At 62.1% G+C, this 15,855-nt stretch carries 14 protein-coding genes and 1 tRNA gene; 2 read left to right on the top strand and 13 right to left on the bottom strand.

Going from position 1 to position 15,855, the window contains the following annotated elements; translation table 11 throughout:
* Window positions 1–7: 7 nt before the first annotated feature.
* The 7 genes from KP004_RS01275 to KP004_RS01245 form a co-directional block, all read right to left on the bottom strand.
* Window positions 8–1,273 carry a sensor histidine kinase gene (locus tag KP004_RS01275; protein WP_216800592.1) on the bottom strand — a complete coding sequence of 422 codons (1,266 nt, stop codon included), beginning with the start codon at window positions 1,271–1,273 and terminating at the stop codon, window positions 8–10.
* Entirely contained in the window at window positions 1,270–3,507 is a 2,238-nt protein-coding gene (locus KP004_RS01270) for a CHASE domain-containing protein (RefSeq protein ID WP_216800591.1), read from the bottom strand. Before KP004_RS01270 ends, KP004_RS01275 begins: the two co-directional genes overlap by 4 nt.
* Window positions 3,504–5,837: an ATP-binding protein gene (locus KP004_RS01265; RefSeq protein ID WP_216800590.1), complete on the bottom strand. Its 2,334-nt coding sequence runs from the start codon at window positions 5,835–5,837 to the stop codon at window positions 3,504–3,506. The genes KP004_RS01270 and KP004_RS01265 overlap by 4 nt, the downstream gene beginning before the upstream one ends.
* Window positions 5,838–6,489: 652 nt before the next feature.
* Window positions 6,490–6,813, bottom strand: coding sequence for a nucleotidyltransferase family protein (locus KP004_RS01260; protein WP_216800589.1), 324 nt, complete (start codon window positions 6,811–6,813; stop codon window positions 6,490–6,492).
* Window positions 6,800–7,231 (bottom strand): nucleotidyltransferase substrate binding protein, encoded by a 432-nt coding sequence (locus tag KP004_RS01255; RefSeq protein WP_216800588.1) that lies wholly within the window; start codon window positions 7,229–7,231, stop codon window positions 6,800–6,802. Before KP004_RS01255 ends, KP004_RS01260 begins: the two co-directional genes overlap by 14 nt.
* A gap of 95 nt (window positions 7,232–7,326) precedes the next feature.
* Window positions 7,327–7,402 (bottom strand) — tRNA-Phe (locus KP004_RS01250).
* 67 nt (window positions 7,403–7,469) lie between these two features.
* Complete coding sequence (locus KP004_RS01245; RefSeq protein WP_183345153.1) at window positions 7,470–8,033, bottom strand: elongation factor P; 564 nt, start codon at window positions 8,031–8,033, stop codon at window positions 7,470–7,472.
* A gap of 95 nt (window positions 8,034–8,128) precedes the next feature.
* Between KP004_RS01245 and yaaA the strand changes: the two genes are divergently transcribed.
* Window positions 8,129–8,326 (top strand): S4 domain-containing protein YaaA, encoded by a 198-nt coding sequence (gene yaaA, locus KP004_RS01240; protein WP_216800587.1) that lies wholly within the window; start codon window positions 8,129–8,131, stop codon window positions 8,324–8,326.
* A 7-nt stretch (window positions 8,327–8,333) separates the two neighbouring features.
* Here the strand turns inward: yaaA and KP004_RS01235 are convergent, their stop codons facing one another.
* Both KP004_RS01235 and KP004_RS01230 read right to left on the bottom strand, forming a co-directional pair.
* Window positions 8,334–8,696, bottom strand: a complete 363-nt coding sequence (locus KP004_RS01235) for a translation initiation factor Sui1 (RefSeq protein ID WP_216800586.1) — start codon at window positions 8,694–8,696, stop codon at window positions 8,334–8,336.
* A gap of 247 nt (window positions 8,697–8,943) precedes the next feature.
* A complete protein-coding gene (locus tag KP004_RS01230; protein WP_216800585.1) occupies window positions 8,944–10,020 on the bottom strand; it encodes a ribonuclease Z in 1,077 nt (358 codons plus the stop codon).
* Between the two features lie 115 nt (window positions 10,021–10,135).
* Between KP004_RS01230 and KP004_RS01225 the strand changes: the two genes are divergently transcribed.
* Entirely contained in the window at window positions 10,136–10,468 is a 333-nt protein-coding gene (locus KP004_RS01225; protein ID WP_216800584.1) for a cupin domain-containing protein, read from the top strand.
* 218 nt (window positions 10,469–10,686) lie between these two features.
* Here the strand turns inward: KP004_RS01225 and hemB are convergent, their stop codons facing one another.
* The 4 genes from hemB to hemA all read right to left on the bottom strand — a co-directional run bounded on the left by hemB (window position 10,687) and on the right by hemA (window position 15,833).
* Entirely contained in the window at window positions 10,687–11,706 is a 1,020-nt protein-coding gene (gene hemB, locus KP004_RS01220) for a porphobilinogen synthase (protein WP_216800583.1), read from the bottom strand.
* 33 nt (window positions 11,707–11,739) lie between these two features.
* The gene (gene cobA, locus KP004_RS01215) at window positions 11,740–13,281 is read right to left on the bottom strand and encodes a uroporphyrinogen-III C-methyltransferase (protein WP_216800582.1); all 1,542 of its coding nucleotides are present in this window, start codon (window positions 13,279–13,281) and stop codon (window positions 11,740–11,742) included.
* 215 nt (window positions 13,282–13,496) lie between these two features.
* On the bottom strand, window positions 13,497–14,453 hold the full coding sequence (gene hemC, locus KP004_RS01210; RefSeq protein ID WP_216800581.1) for a hydroxymethylbilane synthase: 957 nt from the start codon (window positions 14,451–14,453) through the stop codon (window positions 13,497–13,499).
* A gap of 78 nt (window positions 14,454–14,531) precedes the next feature.
* Window positions 14,532–15,833: a glutamyl-tRNA reductase gene (gene hemA, locus KP004_RS01205; protein ID WP_216800580.1), complete on the bottom strand. Its 1,302-nt coding sequence runs from the start codon at window positions 15,831–15,833 to the stop codon at window positions 14,532–14,534.
* Window positions 15,834–15,855: the final 22 nt, after the last annotated feature.

The raw sequence follows: 15,855 nt of genomic DNA, 5'->3' as shown, positions 1-15,855 counted from the left end.
CTTTCCCCTAGGCTTCGAACTGCGGCAGCACCACCCGGAACAGGCTCCCCTGCCCGGCCTGGCTCTCCACTTCGATGCTCCCTTCGTGGTCGCGCACGATGCCGTGCGAGATGGCCAGCCCGAGGCCGACCCCGCCCCCCACCTCCTTGGTGGTGAAGAACGGCTCGAAGAGATGCTGCTTGACCTCGTCGCTCATGCCGATCCCCGTGTCCGCGATCTCGACGACGGCGCAGGAGTGCCCCTCGCGCTCCTCCAGCCTGGTGCTGACCCGGATCACGTCGTTGGCGGCATGAGCCGGCTTGGCGTTGATGGCGTCCACCGCGTTTCCCAAAAGGTTCATGAACACCTGGTTGAGCCTTCCCGGCTGGCACAGCCACAAAGGGAGGTCCCCGTAGCGGCGCTCGATGCGGATGTGGTCCTTGTAGCGGTTGTGCAACAGCAGCAGGGCGGCATCGAGGCATTCATGCAGGTTGACGTTTTTCCTGTCGGCCTCATCCAGCCGGGAGAATATGCGCAGGCTGGCGACGATCTCGGCGGCCCTGTTGGCACCGTAACAGGCGTTACTCACCAGCTCGTTCATCTCCTGGCGCAGCTCCTCGGGGTGGTTGGCTCCGATCCAGGCCTCGAGCCGCCCCGGCACCGCGCCGGCCTCCCCCCCCGCCAGGTCCTGGCAGAGCACCATCAGCTGGTCGACCGGGGCCACCGTCTTTTGCAGCCCCTGGACGCTGGCGGATATGAAGTTGAGGGGGTTGTTGAGCTCGTGGGCGACGCCGGCGGTCAACAGTCCCAGCGCCGCCATCTTCTCCGACTGGACCAGCTGGGTCTGCGCCCGGGTCAGGTTCTGCAGCGCCCGCGCCAGGGCCTGGTTTTGCCGCTCCAGTTCCGCGCGCACCCTGGCCAGCTCGAGATGGGTTTCCACCCGGGCCAGCACCTCCAGCGGCTGGAAAGGCTTGGTGACGTAGTCCACCCCCCCTTCCTCGAAGGCGTGCAGCTTGTCCGCGGTTTCCACCGCCGCCGACACGAAGATCACGGGAATGCCGGCCAACCCGGGGTCGTTCTTCAGCTCGCGGCACACCTCGAAGCCGTTCATCTCCGGCATGTTTATGTCCAGCATGACCAGGTCGGGGGGCTGGAGCCGGGCCGCCTTGATGGCGAGACGGCCGTTGATGGCCGCCCGGACCGTGTAGCCTCGCTCCTGCAGGATCGACTCCAAAAGCTGCAGGTTGGCCGGAGTGTCGTCGACCACCAGGATGTTCCCTCTGCCCTGTGTCATGTCCCGCTCCTATCCCTTCCGGGGGTGCCCCCCTCGTGGCACCTGTGCCGTCCTTCCCCCCCTGCCGCCCCGACCAGCTCCTCGATCAGATCGAAACGGTAGCTCTCCGCGAGCCCCTTAAGCCGCCGGGCGACCCCGGGTGCGCTTTGCGCTACCGGTTCCAGCAGCTCCAACAGACGGTTCTTGTCAAGCCCCCTGGCCGCTGCGGCCACGCTGCGGCAAAGCTCTCGCGGCAACCGGTCCAGTTCCAGGTCCAGTTCCGCCGGCACCGGTTCCGGCTTCTGCTCCAAGCCCGGCCGATGCGGCCGGCTGCGCAGGGCGTCCGCCACCTCCTCGGCGGTGGCATGGCTGAGCGGCACGCTGAAATGGAAGCAGGAACCCTGCCCCAGGGTGCTCTGCACGGTGATATCGCCCCCCATCAGGCGGGCATACTGCCTGCTGAGGGTCAGACCAAGCCCCGTCCCTCCGAGGTCCCCTTCCCCCAGCTGCGCCTGCTCGAAGGCGTTGAAGATCCGCTCAAGGTCTTCGGCGGCGACCCCCCGTCCGCTGTCCTGTACCTCCACATCCAACCACGGGGTTGCGTTGCGCGTGCCGGTGCGGCTGCGCACGACGACGCCCCCCTCGCGGGTGAACTTTACGGCGTTGCCCACCAGGTGGCCCAGGACGTGGCGGAGCCTTGCCTCGTCTGCGGCGGCGCAGCTCAGCAGCCCCCCAGCCGGCTCGTGAACCAGCTGCAGGTTCTTGGCGCGCGCCTCGGGAAGGAAGCCGGCCACGACCTCATCCAGCAGGGAGCGGGGCTCGAAAACGCGACGCTCCAGGGTGGCGCTCCCCGCCTCGATCCGGGAGACCTCGATCACGTCGTTGATCAGTGCCAGGAGCTCTTCGCCGGAACGGTTGATGATTTCCAGGTTGTGCCGTTTTTCGGCGGAGAGGGTGGCGTCATGCAGAGTTATCTCACTGAAGCCCAGGATCGCGTTCAGCGGGGTGCGGATCTCGTGGCTCATGTGGGCCAGGAAAACGCTCTTGGCCCGGTTGGCCACCTCGGCGCGCTCCTTGGCCAGGGACAGCGCCTCGATCGCCCCCTCCAGCTGCCTGGTCCTGTCCTTGACCCGTTCCTCGAGATGGACGTTCAGCTCCCGCAGGGTCGCCTCGCTGGACTGCAGCTCCGCCGTCCTCGCCCGCACCAGCCGTTCCAGCTCCTCGCGCTGTGCGTAAATTGTCCGGAAGTACAATCCCAGGAACGCGCTGAGCATCGCCCCGGCCGGCAGCAGCAGCCAGTAGGCCACCGGCGCGTTGCGTTCCAGGTACTCCCTGCTGGGAGATAGCTTCATCCCCCACCGGCGCCCGCAGAACTCGAAGTTGCGGACCAGGGTCCGGGCAGGGGGGAGCAGCGGCGCGAACCAGGTCGCCTGCGCCTGCTGCCGGCTGCTCCACCGGTACAGCAGTTGCTCGCCGAAGGGGGCGGAAAGATCGAGGAGATCGAAGTCGAGACCCAAAGGGGTCGCGCCCCCGTAGGTGGCCACCAGGAGCTGTTCGATGTTGATGACGGCAACGGTGGCGCCCAGAAACGCCGCCCGGCGCTCCGCCACCGTCGCGGTGGGAAGCCCCTTCGCGTAGAGCGGGTGGAATACCAGCACGCTGTAGGTCGAGGCCCGGTCCTGCACCAGCTTGATCCGCTCCGTCGCCGTCGCCGTGCCGGTGTCGCGCGCCCGTTCCAGCGCGGCAAGACGCACCCGGTCCGACCCCACGTCGAAACCGATCGCCTTGCCGTTGTCCGCCATCGGCTCGATGTACCAGACGGGATAGTAACAATCCCGATCCCGCACAGGTACGCGCACCCCGGCGGCATTGCGTTCGGTGAGGACGAAACCGGAGCCGAACTCCCTGCGCCCCTCCTCCTCGAAGCGGCCCCTTTGCCTTCGCAGCACGGCAGGGTTCCAGGAGAGCGCCTTGATCTCGGCGTGTCCCCTGAGGAAGGACTCGGTGAAGATGGTGAACTCCCCCCTGCTCACCTCGTTGCTCGAGGCGAAACGGTTGCGCAGGGCCATCAGCACCATGCCCGTGTCGTCGACCCTGTTGCCGAAGGTGTCGGCACAGTTGGAAACATCGCGTTCCAGGCGTGACTGGAAGGAGGCAAGTTCCGATTTGCGCACCAGGAAGAAGAGCACCACGGTGACCAGCAGTCCCGTCAGCACCACGACGGGCACGCGCCAATGGGGCCGGCGCCGGATCATCCCTGCTCCCCCTGCTCCGGGGATCGCAGCAGCGCCTGCTCGATCAGGTCGAAACGGTAGCTCTCGGCATGGCCCAGCAGGCGGTCGGCGGCCTGGGGTGCGACCGCCGCCAGCTCCGCAAGCAGCGCCACCACCCGCCCCCGGTCCAGCTCCCTGACTGCCGCGACCAGCGCTTCGCGCAGCTCGCAGGATACCCCCCCCAGTTCCTCCGCGAAGCTCTGCTCCGAAAAGGGCCCATCCGGCGTCGGCGGGCGAGACTCGACCTCCTCATCGGCGAACTGCGCCGGGAGCAGTCGGGCGATCTTCTCCAGCAGCTCTTCCTCCCGAAACGGCTTGCGCAGGAAATCGTCGGCCCCGGCCTCCATCACATCGCGCAACTGCTCCTCGAAGACGCTGGCAGAGACGGCGATGATGGGAACCTCCCTCCCCTCGGGGAGGGCGCGGATGCGCCTGGTCGCCTCGCGGCCGTCCATCACGGGCATCACGACGTCCATGAGGACCAGGTGCGGCGCCCGGGCCAAGAAGAGCGCGACGGCACTCTTTCCGTCCTTGGCCTCGATGGTCTCGAAACCGACCGGGGCCAGCATCTTCACCAGGATCTCCCGGTTGGTATCCCGGTCGTCGACCACGAGCACCCGCCAGGCCTGCTGCCCCGCCTTCAGACGCGCCAGGCGCGGGAGCGCCCCCCGCACCGGTGCCGCCGGGCGCTCCGCCTCGGTGACCGGCAGGGTCAGGTGGAAGCACGCCCCATGCCCCGGCTCGCTGGTTACGGTGAGCTCCCCCCCCATGAGCCTGGCGTACTGGCGACTGATGGCGAGCCCCAGTCCGGTCCCCCCTTCGGTTCTGCGTCCCATCTCGGCCTGCTCGAAAGCCCCGAAAACGTTCTGGATATCCTCCGTGTCGATCCCCGGGCCGCTGTCCTGGACCTCCACCTCGAGCCACAGCGCCCCATCCCGCTCCGTGGTCCGGGCACGCAGCGAGACTCCTCCCTGCTCTGTGAACTTTATGGCGTTGCCGAGCAGGTTGATGACCACCTGGCGCAGCTTGCCCGCGTCTCCCGTTACGTACGGGTGCAGGTCCGTCTGAACCTCGAGTACCAGCTGCAGCCCCTTGGCCAGCGCCTTGGGCGTAAGGAGTTCCGTCTCTTCCCGGAGCAGCCCGGGGAGGTCGAAGGGCGCCTTCTCTACGGTCACCCGCCCCGACTCGATCTTGGCCATGTCGAGCACATCGTTGATCAGGGCCAGCAGGTGCTCGCCGGAGCGGTTCACCGTCTCGAGGTTGTGGCGGTTCTCCGGCGACAACTGCGGATCGTGCAGCACGATCTGGCTGAAGCCCAGCACCGCGTTGAGCGGCGTGCGTATCTCGTGGCTCATGTTGGCGAGAAACAGCGACTTGGCACGGTTGGCCGCCTCGGCCCCCTCCTTGGCGACGGCCAGCTCATCCATGGTCGTACGCAGCTTGGAGTTCGCCTCCTGGAGCGAGCGGGTCCGTTCCTCGATGCGCTGCTCCATCTCCTGGTTGATCAGCTGCAGCTCCTTGGTGCGCGCCTTGACCTGGTGCTTCAGGACGATGGCCCCGACCATGGTCAGCAGCAGGGCGATTCCCAGCACCGGCCCCAAAAACTCAAGCCACAGCGGCAGTTTCCAATCGACCTCCTCGGAGGTCCATCGTTTCAGCACGGTGTAGTAAGCGGACCGGGGATCGTTCTTCATCCCGGCAAGGTGGCGGTCGATGGCGTCCAGCAACTGCTGGGTTGCCTCGGAGGTCGGTTTTTGCGCGGCGAACAGGTAGGGTGCCGGATCGAACATGATGGGGGTATCTTCAAGGCCGGACTTCCTGGCGAACATCAACCCGTAGTAGCGGTTGGTGACCCCGGCGTCCACCTGCCCCGCGGCGATCATCTGGAACTCCGTCTTGTAATTGGAGACGGGAACCAGGGTCACTTTGAGTCCGAAACTCTTGGCCAGCCGGTCCACGGTTTCCAGTTGAATGGTCTTCTCGAGACCCGCCACGCGCTTGCCGTTGAGATCCAGGATCGACTGGATACCGCTCCCCTTGCGCGCGTAGACCTGCGACCAGCCGGACAGGATGGGAATCTTGTTGAAGGTGTAGATCTTTTCCCGCTCCGCCGTGTAGGCGACGTCCGGCATCAAGTCGATCTCCCCCTTCTGCAGGCGTTCCAGACCTTCGCTCCAGGTGCCGGAGACGTAGCGCAGGCGCCACCCTTCTTTATCGGCTATGTGCTCGATGAGGTCGATAAAGATGCCCGTTGGCTTGCCGGCATCGGAGGTGAAGATTTTGGGCGGATTCTGGTAGACGCCGACGGTCACGGTTCTTTCGGAAGCGGTCGCGGCGGCAGGGAGGAGGCAGGTGAGGAACAATAAAAGGCAAAAGGCAAAAACCTGAGGGGAGGTAAATAGGGTCCTCGCGACGATGCAGAGCGGATACGTCCAACGGAGCAGCTTTTCGACAGAAGGGGGAGCCGTCATGCATGTCCTTGGTAACGGCCGCTTCAGAAAGCTGCCGTTGCTCTGTGGGGTTTTATTCAAGAGTGTCCTATTCCTCCACTATCAGCAGAGGAGGGAATCAGTCAAAGCAAAAGCATTCTCCTACTAACAATGCTTGGCATCCCGCTTGGGAATCCCACATCGAATTGTCTATGACAGTAATTCTCGCCCTGTCAACCAAGGTCCTGGTAAATAGTACAACTAAAACGTTCTTCTACAATTAAGTAAAAAGTAAAAGGTATTTTCGCATCCCCCTTCACCTCTATTCCCGTGGGCGCAGCAGGTTGGCATACTCGCGCAGCATCCAGCGCCTGGGCTTGGCAGGGAGACCGAGGATGCCTCAGCCGTTGGGGTAAAGCTCATTTTACGGTCGCGAAAGAGGCAAAATAAACGAAGAGGGGCCAGTTGCAGAAACACTGGCCCCTTTTGTCATGAGGAGTGGACGTCATTGGTTGGTGTTGTTTCGCCCTTATCCCTACAGGCGCTTGCCGCTTTGCACCAGCACGGTTCCTCTTCTCTCAATTTCTTCCCGAAAGCTCTCAGGAATTCGCGCCCAATCGAAGACGTCGACGAGAATGGGGATGTTGCTGTCGGTAAAGGCCTCTTTCAGTTCAAACAGATTGCTCTGGGGCTGGGTGAGATCGGCAACGTTGCGCACCACCAGATCCAGATCGCTGCCATCGTGAGACATTCCCTGGACCCGGCTGCCGTAAGCGAGTACCTCGGCATCGGGAAGGTGCACTGCCAGCAGGTGGCGAACCATCTCCAGCCATTCAGGACGCAAATCAAGCTTCGGCATTACCTAAACGCTCCAATAGGGTAGCCTCCAGCGCCCGGGCATCAACGATGAAGCCAGGCAGCAGCTTCAGCGTATCCTCGGCAAACCCGACACCGTAATCGCGAGCGGTGCTGTTTCTGTTGTCACGGTAGCGGAACCAGCGTTCGACGGCATGGGCATCCAACAGTCCATGCTTCGACGCATGCCTGAGCACATCCTTGTAGGTGAGACTGTCGACTTCTCTCGGGCTGCCGGTGTACGCCTTAAGAGCCTTACGGAGCAGCTTCCCGCCGGTTTCCAGCGTCAACTCGAAACCTTTGACGACTGCGTTCCGGTATATTTCGTAATCGATGCTGTCAGGATCGGATGCGGCGAGAAGGGTGAGGGAGCTTTCGAGGGTCCTAATGCAGCGGGCAAAGTGATCGGTGTTCAGGTGCATTGATGCCTCCTGCTACTTTCGCCAGATCCCATCGGGCTCGTATTGGAATAAAAAAAAGAGGCCAGCTATTTCTAGCTGGCCTCTTTACTTTCTGGTGGTGCCCAGAGACGGAATCGAACCGCCGACACGAGGATTTTCAATCCTCTGCTCTACCGACTGAGCTATCTGGGCAAGAGACCAACTTTATACTTTGAATCGTCGACTGTGTCAACCCTTTTCTTCTAATTTTTATGACTGACTAAGCGCGGGAGATAAAACGGCCGTCGCGGGTGTCGACTTTGATCTTCTCGCCGGTCTCGAGGTACGGCGGAACCTGCAGGCGATGGCCGGTCTCAAGCACCGCTTCCTTAGTCTGCGCAGTGGCGGTGGCGTTCTTAAGCGCGGGAGCAGTTTCGGTCACCACCAGTTCGACGACCATGGGGAGGTCGACGCTGACCATGCGCTCCTGGAAGATGCCGAGCTGGACTTCTGTGCCGTCCAGCAGGAAGGGTGCGATGGCTTCGAAGTTGTCTTCTTCCATCTCGAACTGCTCGTAGTTCTCGAGGTCCATGAAGATGCCGCGGCCGCCGTCGGCGTAGAGGAACTGCCCCTTGTGGCGCTCGAAATCGGCCTCGTCCACCTTGTCGCCGGAGCGGAAGGTCTTCTCAAGCACCTGGGCGGTGAGCAGGTTGCGGTACTTGGTCTTCACCATGGTGTTGGCGCCGCGGGCGGAGGGGGACTGGAAGGCTACATCCATGATGACACAGGGAGCGCCGTCCAGTTTGATGACGAGCCCCTTCTTGAAATCGTTAGTGGTATACATGCACAATCTCCTTTGCGAAATGCCCCTTTTTAGCAGAAAAGTGTGATAAGTTCAACCGCGCCATAACGGTGGCAGTCATAGAGATTGGAGGATGCGTGAAGATCGACACGGAGTTTATCAAGTTGGACAGTTTTCTGAAGGCGGTGGATGCGGTCTCTTCGGGTGGCGAGGCGAAGATCATCATCTCCGAGGGGATGGTATCGGTGAACGGCGAGGTGGAACTGCGCCGCGGCAGGAAACTGCGTCCCGGTGATCGGGTGGAACTGGAAGGGAAGTCGTTTTCGGTGGAATAGCCGGCTTTCACCCCCCGGCGCGCTTCGCCTTGTAGCCGCGCTTGGCGAGTTCGGCCATGAGGGTTTCGGCATGGTCGCCCTGGATCTCGATGACGCCGTCCTTCGCGGTGCCGCCGCAGCCGCAGCGTTTCTTCAGTTCGCCCGCAAGCGCGGTGAGCGCCGCCGCGTCGAGCGGGAGGCCGGTGATGACGATGACCGTCTTGCCGCCGCGCCCTTTCGTTTCGCGCCTTACGCGCACCGTGCCGTCACCGGCGGGCGTCGACGACTTCTTACAGGCGCAGGCGTTGACGGGTTTGCCGCAGCCGGGGCACATGCGGCCGAATTCCGAGGAGTAGACAAGCGGAGCATCGCTGGAACTGGACTTTTTCATGGCTGCCTTTGTAGCAGAAAAACCAGGGCGTGTCACGCAAAGCCGCTAAGACGCAAAGAAAAGCAACCCCATTGGCCACGGAGAAAATCTGAGAACTTCGGAGAAAACCAAACACGTGACTTGGGGTAAAACCAAAAAGCTTTTACCCTTTCTTTGTTTTTGCAGTCTCAGATTTCCTCAGATTTGCTCCGTGGCTAATTGTTTTGCCTTTTTTCTTTCTTTGCGCCTTTGCGACTTTGCGTGAGGCTCACATCTCAATCGGCCGCGGCACCTCGCTTTCCATGATGGGGCGCGGGGTGAGCCGGTCGGGGATCTTGAGAACCGTGACCCCGGACGGGGGCTCGATCTCCTGGTACAAGGTCTCGCTCCCCCTCTGGTAGGTCTTGGAGAAATGCATCGGCAGCACGTATCTCGGGCGCAACCGGTCCAGGAGCTCGTTGAACTGGGTCGTGCAGAGATGGCGCGACAACCCGGCCTTAGCCTTCTCGGACGCCAGGAAGGCACACTCGCATACCAACAGGGTCACCCCCTGCACCAACCCCGCGAGCTTGGCAACGTTCTCCTCGGAATACCCGATATCGGTCACGTACCCGATGCTCGCCGGCTGTTCGAACGTCCTGATGCGCTGGTACAACGCCGCGGCATCCTGCGCAACCGCCTCTTCGACACGCCCGCCGCGCTCATGCAGATACCTGACCGCCCTCCCCTCCATCCCGTCATGGAACAGCTTCTCCATGTCCTTGAGCCACTCACCCTTCCGTACTCCTTCCGCCGCCATGCGCTCGTCGTCAAGCACGAAGGCGGCCCCCTCGTCGATGCGATAGGCCATCACCGGAATGTGATGTTCACACTGGGTCCCGCTCACGGTGAGGTGGCGGTTGCCGTAAAGGACGCCGTTTCTCTCCCCTTCGGAACTGGCGAGGAACGCCTCCGGGCCGCTGTAGAGCGTGCTCGCGACCCGGCCGTTCGCGCCCACCTCGTTGACCCTGAAATTCCCCCAGAAGGTATCGGCAAGGTTCCAGTCATAGCACGCGAACTTGCTGGCCATGCGCTTGGACAGTCCCGGAGGACCAAAGACGTCGATAGTGCGCGGCGAGGCGTGGCTGTGGCGGATGACGCTGTCCATCCCCATGAAATGGTCCATGTGGGCGTGGCTGATGAAGATGGCGTCGATGGAGGTGTAGACCCTCTTGGCGAGGTGATGCATCTTGCCGCAATCGAAAAGAAGGGCGCGACCGGTGGGACGGACCCGGACTAAAAGCAGCGGGTCGTCGAACAGTCCTGCGAAGAAGGTAGGTTCGAGGTAGCGGAAAGGTTTGGGCATGCGCAGAATTTTACCATTAGATTGACCTGCATCAATTGCAACACTCTCAGTACGGGTTACAGTTCGAATCAAGAAAAACAATCTAGGTAAACTTACTGAAAAAGGAGATAGGACAATGGCAGAGAAAAAAGGTGTTGCTCTGGGCGAAGCATTGAACCTGGTGAATCTGGCTGGCTATCAGGACGGCGCGGTGGTTAGCAGGACGGTCATAGACAAACCGGTGGGGACCATCACCGCCTTCGCTTTCGACGCCGGTGAAGGATTGAGCGAGCACACCGCTCCTTACGATGCCTTCGTGCAGGTGTTGGATGGTGAGGCTGAGATCAACATCGAAGGTACCGCCCATAACGTCTCGGCAGGCGAGATAATCATCATGCCTGCCAACAAGCCCCACTCCCTGCGCGCGGTCAAGCGCTTCAAGATGCTGCTGGTCATGATAAGGGCTTAACGGCCGTTCAACGTTCAACGTTCAACGTTCAACGTTCCAGTAAGTACCACCGTTGGCGAGATTGCCGCGACGGCATCTGAATAGAACCAAGCAAAAAGGCCTTCGGGAACACCCCGAAGGCCTTTTTTTTCGCATTCTCCCCTGCCGTCACCACAATGGTGCCGAAGGAGGAAGACAAGAGTCAAACGTTGAACGCAGAACGTTGAACGTGTTCTCGTTTACCTGCAGCCGCAGCCGCAGCGGCCGTTCAGTTCGGCCTCGTACCCCTTCCTCAGCAGCTTCGCCACTTCCTTGGAGTGGTAGGTCAGGATCAGGTCGGCGCCGGCGCGCTTGAAGGACATCATGGTCTCCATGACGACGCGGTCCTCGTCGATCCACCCCATCTTGGCGGCGGCCTTCACCATGCTGTACTCGCCGGAGACGTTGTACACGGCGGTGGGGAGGTTGAACTCGTTTCTCACCTCACGCACGATGTCGAGATACGGCAGGCCCGGCTTGACCATCAGGATGTCGGCGCCTTCCTCGACGTCCATCCGCGCCTCGCGGATCGCCTCGAGCCTGTTGCCCGGATCCATCTGGTAGGAACGACGGTCACCGAACTGCGGGGTCGACTCGGCAGCCTCGCGGAACGGGCCGTAGTAGCCTGAGGCGTATTTGACGGCGTAGCTCATCAGCGGGATGTGATTGAAGCCGTTGTTGTCCAGGGACTCGCGGATCGCGGCCACGCGGCCGTCCATCATGTCGGAGGGGGCAACCATGTCGGCGCCCGCCCGGGCGTGGGAAAGGGCCTCGCGGGCCAAAAGCTCCAGGGTCTCGTCGTTGTCCACGTCGCCGTTCTTGATCACGCCGCAGTGGCCGTGGTCGGTGTACTCGCACATGCAGACGTCGGTGATGACGGCGAGTTTGGGTACTTCCTTCTTGATGGCGCGGATGGTCTCCTGGATGATGCCGGTCTCGGAGTAGGCATCGCTACCCATGGCATCCTTCTGCTCCGGGATACCGAACAGGATCACCGCCGGAACGCCCAGCTCGTAAGCCTCCTGGGCCTCCTCGACGATGTTCTCGATGGACTGCTGGTAGATGCCCGGCATGGACGAGATCTCTTTCTTGATCCCCTTGCCGAAGGCGGTAAACATCGGGTATATCAGGTCGTTGGCGGAGATGGCGGTCTCCCTGACCATGTTTCTGAAGACTTCCTTGCCCCGAATTCGTCTCGCTCTGTACACCGGGTAGAACATACCAATTCTCCTTTTGCTTTCTGTGGTTAAACTCTAAATCTTCCCGCCGAAAAACCTGATCATTTCCCGCGACAGGGCCTCCAGGGTGAACTCGGCCGGCTCCATGTGCACTTCCAAACCCAGATCCCTGCAGGTCTTGGAGGTGATCGGGCCGATCGAGGCGACCTTTACCCCTTCCATGAGGTGCAGGAACCTGTTTTCCCCGAGGATGTCGGCGAGGTTGCGGACCGTGGAGGAGGAGGTGAAGGTGGCACAGTCGACACGCTTCTCCTCAAGTGCCAGCAGTGCCTCCTCCGGAATGGTCGCCGGTGTATGGTTGGCGTAGGTCACCGGTGCGATTACCTGCGCCCCCAGGCGGCCCAGTTCTTCCGGGATCACTTCGCGGGCACGATCCCCTTTCGGGAACAGCACCCACTTGCCGTTCATGTCCAGCTCGGAGAAAGCCGCCACCACTCCCTCGGCCTTGTAATCGGTGGGGATAAGGTCGGGGCGGATCCCGTAAGGGGCAAGGGCCGCGGCGGTCTTGGGGCCGACGGCGCAGACGCGGCAACGGCCGAGAGCCCGGCTGTCGAAGCCGTGTTCGGTAAGTCGCTCGAAGAAGTATTTGACCGCGTTGTACGAGGTGAAAACGACCCAGTCGAAGCTGTCGATGGCGTCGATGGCCTCGTCGAGTGCGGCATAGCTGTGCGGTGCGGCGATCTCGATGGTCGGGCAGCAGTAGGCGCGGGCTCCCAGTTGCTCAAGCATCGAGGTGAATTCCCCCGCCTGATCGGCGCCGCGGGTGACCAGGACCGAGTGTCCGAAGAGCTGCCGGTTGTCGAACCAGCGCAGCGTCTCCCTAAGGTTGACCACTTCGCCGACCACGGTGATGGCGGGTGCCTTGAAGCCTGCGGTGCGCGCCTTTTCCGCGATATCGGCCAGCGTGCCGACCAGCACCTCCTGTTCGGGCCGCGTTCCCCAGCGGATCAGCGCCACCGGGGTTTCCGGCGCCCGGCCATGCTCCATGAGGCTCTGCGCGATGTGCGGCAGGTTGGTGACCCCCATGTAGAAGACCACGGTGCCACTCCCGAGGGAGAGTCCTTCCCAGTCGATCTCCGAGGATGCCTTCCCCTTCTTCTCGTGCCCGGTAACGAAAGCGACCGAGGTGGTCACGCCGCGGTGGGTAAGCGGGATCCCGGCGTAGCTGGTGGCGCCGACGGCAGCAGTGATGCCCGGTACGATCTCGAACGGAATCCCCTCCGCCACCAGCGCCTCGCACTCCTCACCGCCGCGGCCGAAGATGAAGGAGTCTCCCCCCTTGAGCCGCGCCACCACCTTGCCGGAAAGCGCCTTTTGCACCAGCAGGTCGTTGATCTGGCTCTGCTCGCGGTTGTGCTCGCCCCCGACCTTGCCGGCATAGATAAGCTCCGCCCCCTTGGGAGCGAGCCGCAGCAGTTCGTCGTTGGCCAGGTAGTCGTACATCACCACCTGGGCCTTGGCCAGGCAGTCACGGCCCTTCACCGTGATCAGCCCCGGGTCACCGGGACCCGCGCCGATCAGGTAGACGTAGCCCTTCTTTGTCGTTTCAGCAGTCATCTCGCACCAGGAAAAGAGAGTGTCGTGCGCAAAAGGCAAAAGGCTAAGGTAGAACCGTTAGCCTTTAAAATGAAAAAAGCAAAAGCTGTAACCACCCACCTTCGCCAAGGCTTCGGTGGGCAAGCTCCAATCATCGCGCCGTCTTCACACGGGCTTCGGCGGACAGACTCACTGGTAAAGTGGGACTTGTCCACCGAAGCCTTGGCGAAGGTGGATTATACCGGGATTTCCTTCTCCCGGGAAACTTCACGCTGGTACACCTCGGCGAGGATGGCGTGGCCGCCCTCGGAGAGAAGCTGCTCGGCAAGCTTCACACCCAGCTTCTCGCAGTCGTCGGCCGGACCGGTAACCACACCCTTCACGGAAACCTTGCCGTCGACCGAGGCGATGAAGCCGGTCAGCTTGAGCTCGTCGCCGGTCACTTCGCCGAAGGCGGCGATGGGTACCTGGCAGCCGCCCTCGCAGCGCCACAGCAGGGCGCGCTCGGCGCGCACCGCACGGCTGGTGTCCGGGTGGTTGAAGAAGGAGATGGCGTCCTTCACGTCCTCGTTGGAGAGGTTGCACTCGATGCCGAGGGCGCCCTGGCCGATGGCCGGAAGCGACAGTTCGGTCGGGAGCAGCTCGGTGATCTGATCGGCAAAGCCGAGACGGTTCAGGCCGGCGGCGGCCAGGATGACTGCGTCGAGCCCTTCGGTCTCCAGCTTGTCCATGCGGGTCTGCACGTTGCCGCGGATGATGACCATCTCCAGGTCGGGACGAACCTTTAGAAGCTGCGCCTGGCGACGCAGCGCCGAGGTGCCGATGCGGGCGCCCTGCGGCAGGTCAAGGAACTTGACACCCTTGGAGATGACCGCGTCGCGGGGATCTTCGCGCTCGGTGATGCAGTACAGGCCCAGGCCTTCCGGGAACTCGGTCGGCACATCCTTCATGCTGTGCACCGCGATGTCGATCTCGCCGCGCAGCATCGCTTCTTCGATCTCCTTCACGAAGAGTCCCTTGCCACCCACCTGCGCCAGCGGCACGTCGAGGATCTTGTCGCCGATGGTCTTGATCTTTTTCAAGGTGACGGTCATGTCGGGGTAGCGTTTTTCCAGCTCGGACTTGACCCAGTTTGCCTGCCAGAGTGCGAGCTGGCTCGCGCGGGTTCCTATTCTCAGCTCTTTCAGCGCCATGTACTTCTCCTTTATATTTGGATCATTTCAAGATGTATCGTTTTTTGCTCAACCTTAGCCTTAACCTTAACCTGCCTCTCAGTCTTCCAGTTCCATCATGCTTTCCTGCTGTTCGCCCGTCTCCAGGTCGAAGAGATGGCGCAGGGCATCGACGTAGAGATCGTTGCGGCTTCCCTGGTCGGTCCTCTTCAGCAGGCTGGTCGGATGATGCAGCAGCTTGTTCATGATGGCGTTGGTCAGAGCTTCCATCTTCTTGTCCGCACCGGGAGGGAGATCCTTCCAGTTGGACAGGGTCTTGGCCAGTTCCGCCTTCCTGATCTCGTCGAAGTGGCTCCTGAGGGCCACGATGGTCGGGGTCACGTCCAGCGACGAGAGCCACTTGAAGAACTGCCCGATCTCCTGCTCGACGATCGCCTCGGCCTTGGCCGCCTCGACCTTGCGCTGCTCCAGGTTGGTGGCCACCACGCCGTTGAGGTCATCGACGGTGTAGAGATAACAGTTCTCCACATCGTTGACTTTGGGATCGATGTCGCGCGGCACGGCGATGTCGATGAAGAACATCGGCTTCAGCTTGCGGCGGCGCAGCACGTCTTCCATGTCCTTCTCGTGGATGATGAAGTGCGGGGCTCCGGTGGAGGAGAGGATGATGTCCGCCTTGGGGAGGTGGTCCATCAGGGCCTCGAAGTGCACCGGCTTGGCGTCGAACTCCTCGGCAAGCTTCTCGGCGCGTTCGTAGGTACGGTTGGTGACCATGACGCCGCGCACGCCCACGTTGATGAAGTGCTTGGCGGCCAGTTCGCACATCTCGCCGGCGCCGATGAGGAGGACCGTCTTGTCGGAGAGCTCGCCGAAGATCTTCTTGGCCAGTTCCACGGCGGCAAAGGCGACGGAGACCGCGGACGAAGCGATCTTGGTCTCGGTTCTTACCCTCTTGGCGACGGAGAAAGCCTTGTGCAGGAAGCGGTTCAGGATGATGCCGGAGCTCTTGAACTCGGCGGCGTACCCGTAGGAGGTCTTGATCTGCCCGAGGATCTGCGGCTCGCCGACCACCATGGAATCGAGGCTCGACGCGACGCGGAAGACGTGGCGGGTGGCCTCCTCCCCGTGGTAGCTGTAGAGGTGCTTCTCGAGCGTCTCCAGCGGAAAGTTGTGATAGTCGGCAAGGAAGCGCTTCAGGCGAGCCATGCCGCCGGCGACGTCGCGGGTGGTAGCGTAGATCTCCACGCGGTTGCAGGTGGAAACGATCACGGCCTCGGTGATGTCGGGGAGCGCCACGAGGGCGTTGAGCGGCTTCTCCATCTGGGTGGGGGAGAAAGCAACCTTTTCCCGGACCTCAACTCCGGCAGTTTTATGCGAAAGCCCGACCACAATAATGTTCATAACAATCCCTGCCCCTTCTGGG

The sequence above is a fragment of the Geomonas oryzisoli genome, from assembly GCF_018986915.1.
Taxonomy (GTDB): Bacteria; Desulfobacterota; Desulfuromonadia; order Geobacterales; family Geobacteraceae; genus Geomonas; species Geomonas oryzisoli.
The sequence above is the reverse complement of the archived record's forward strand: the minus strand, read 5'-3'. Positions and strand labels throughout refer to the sequence as shown.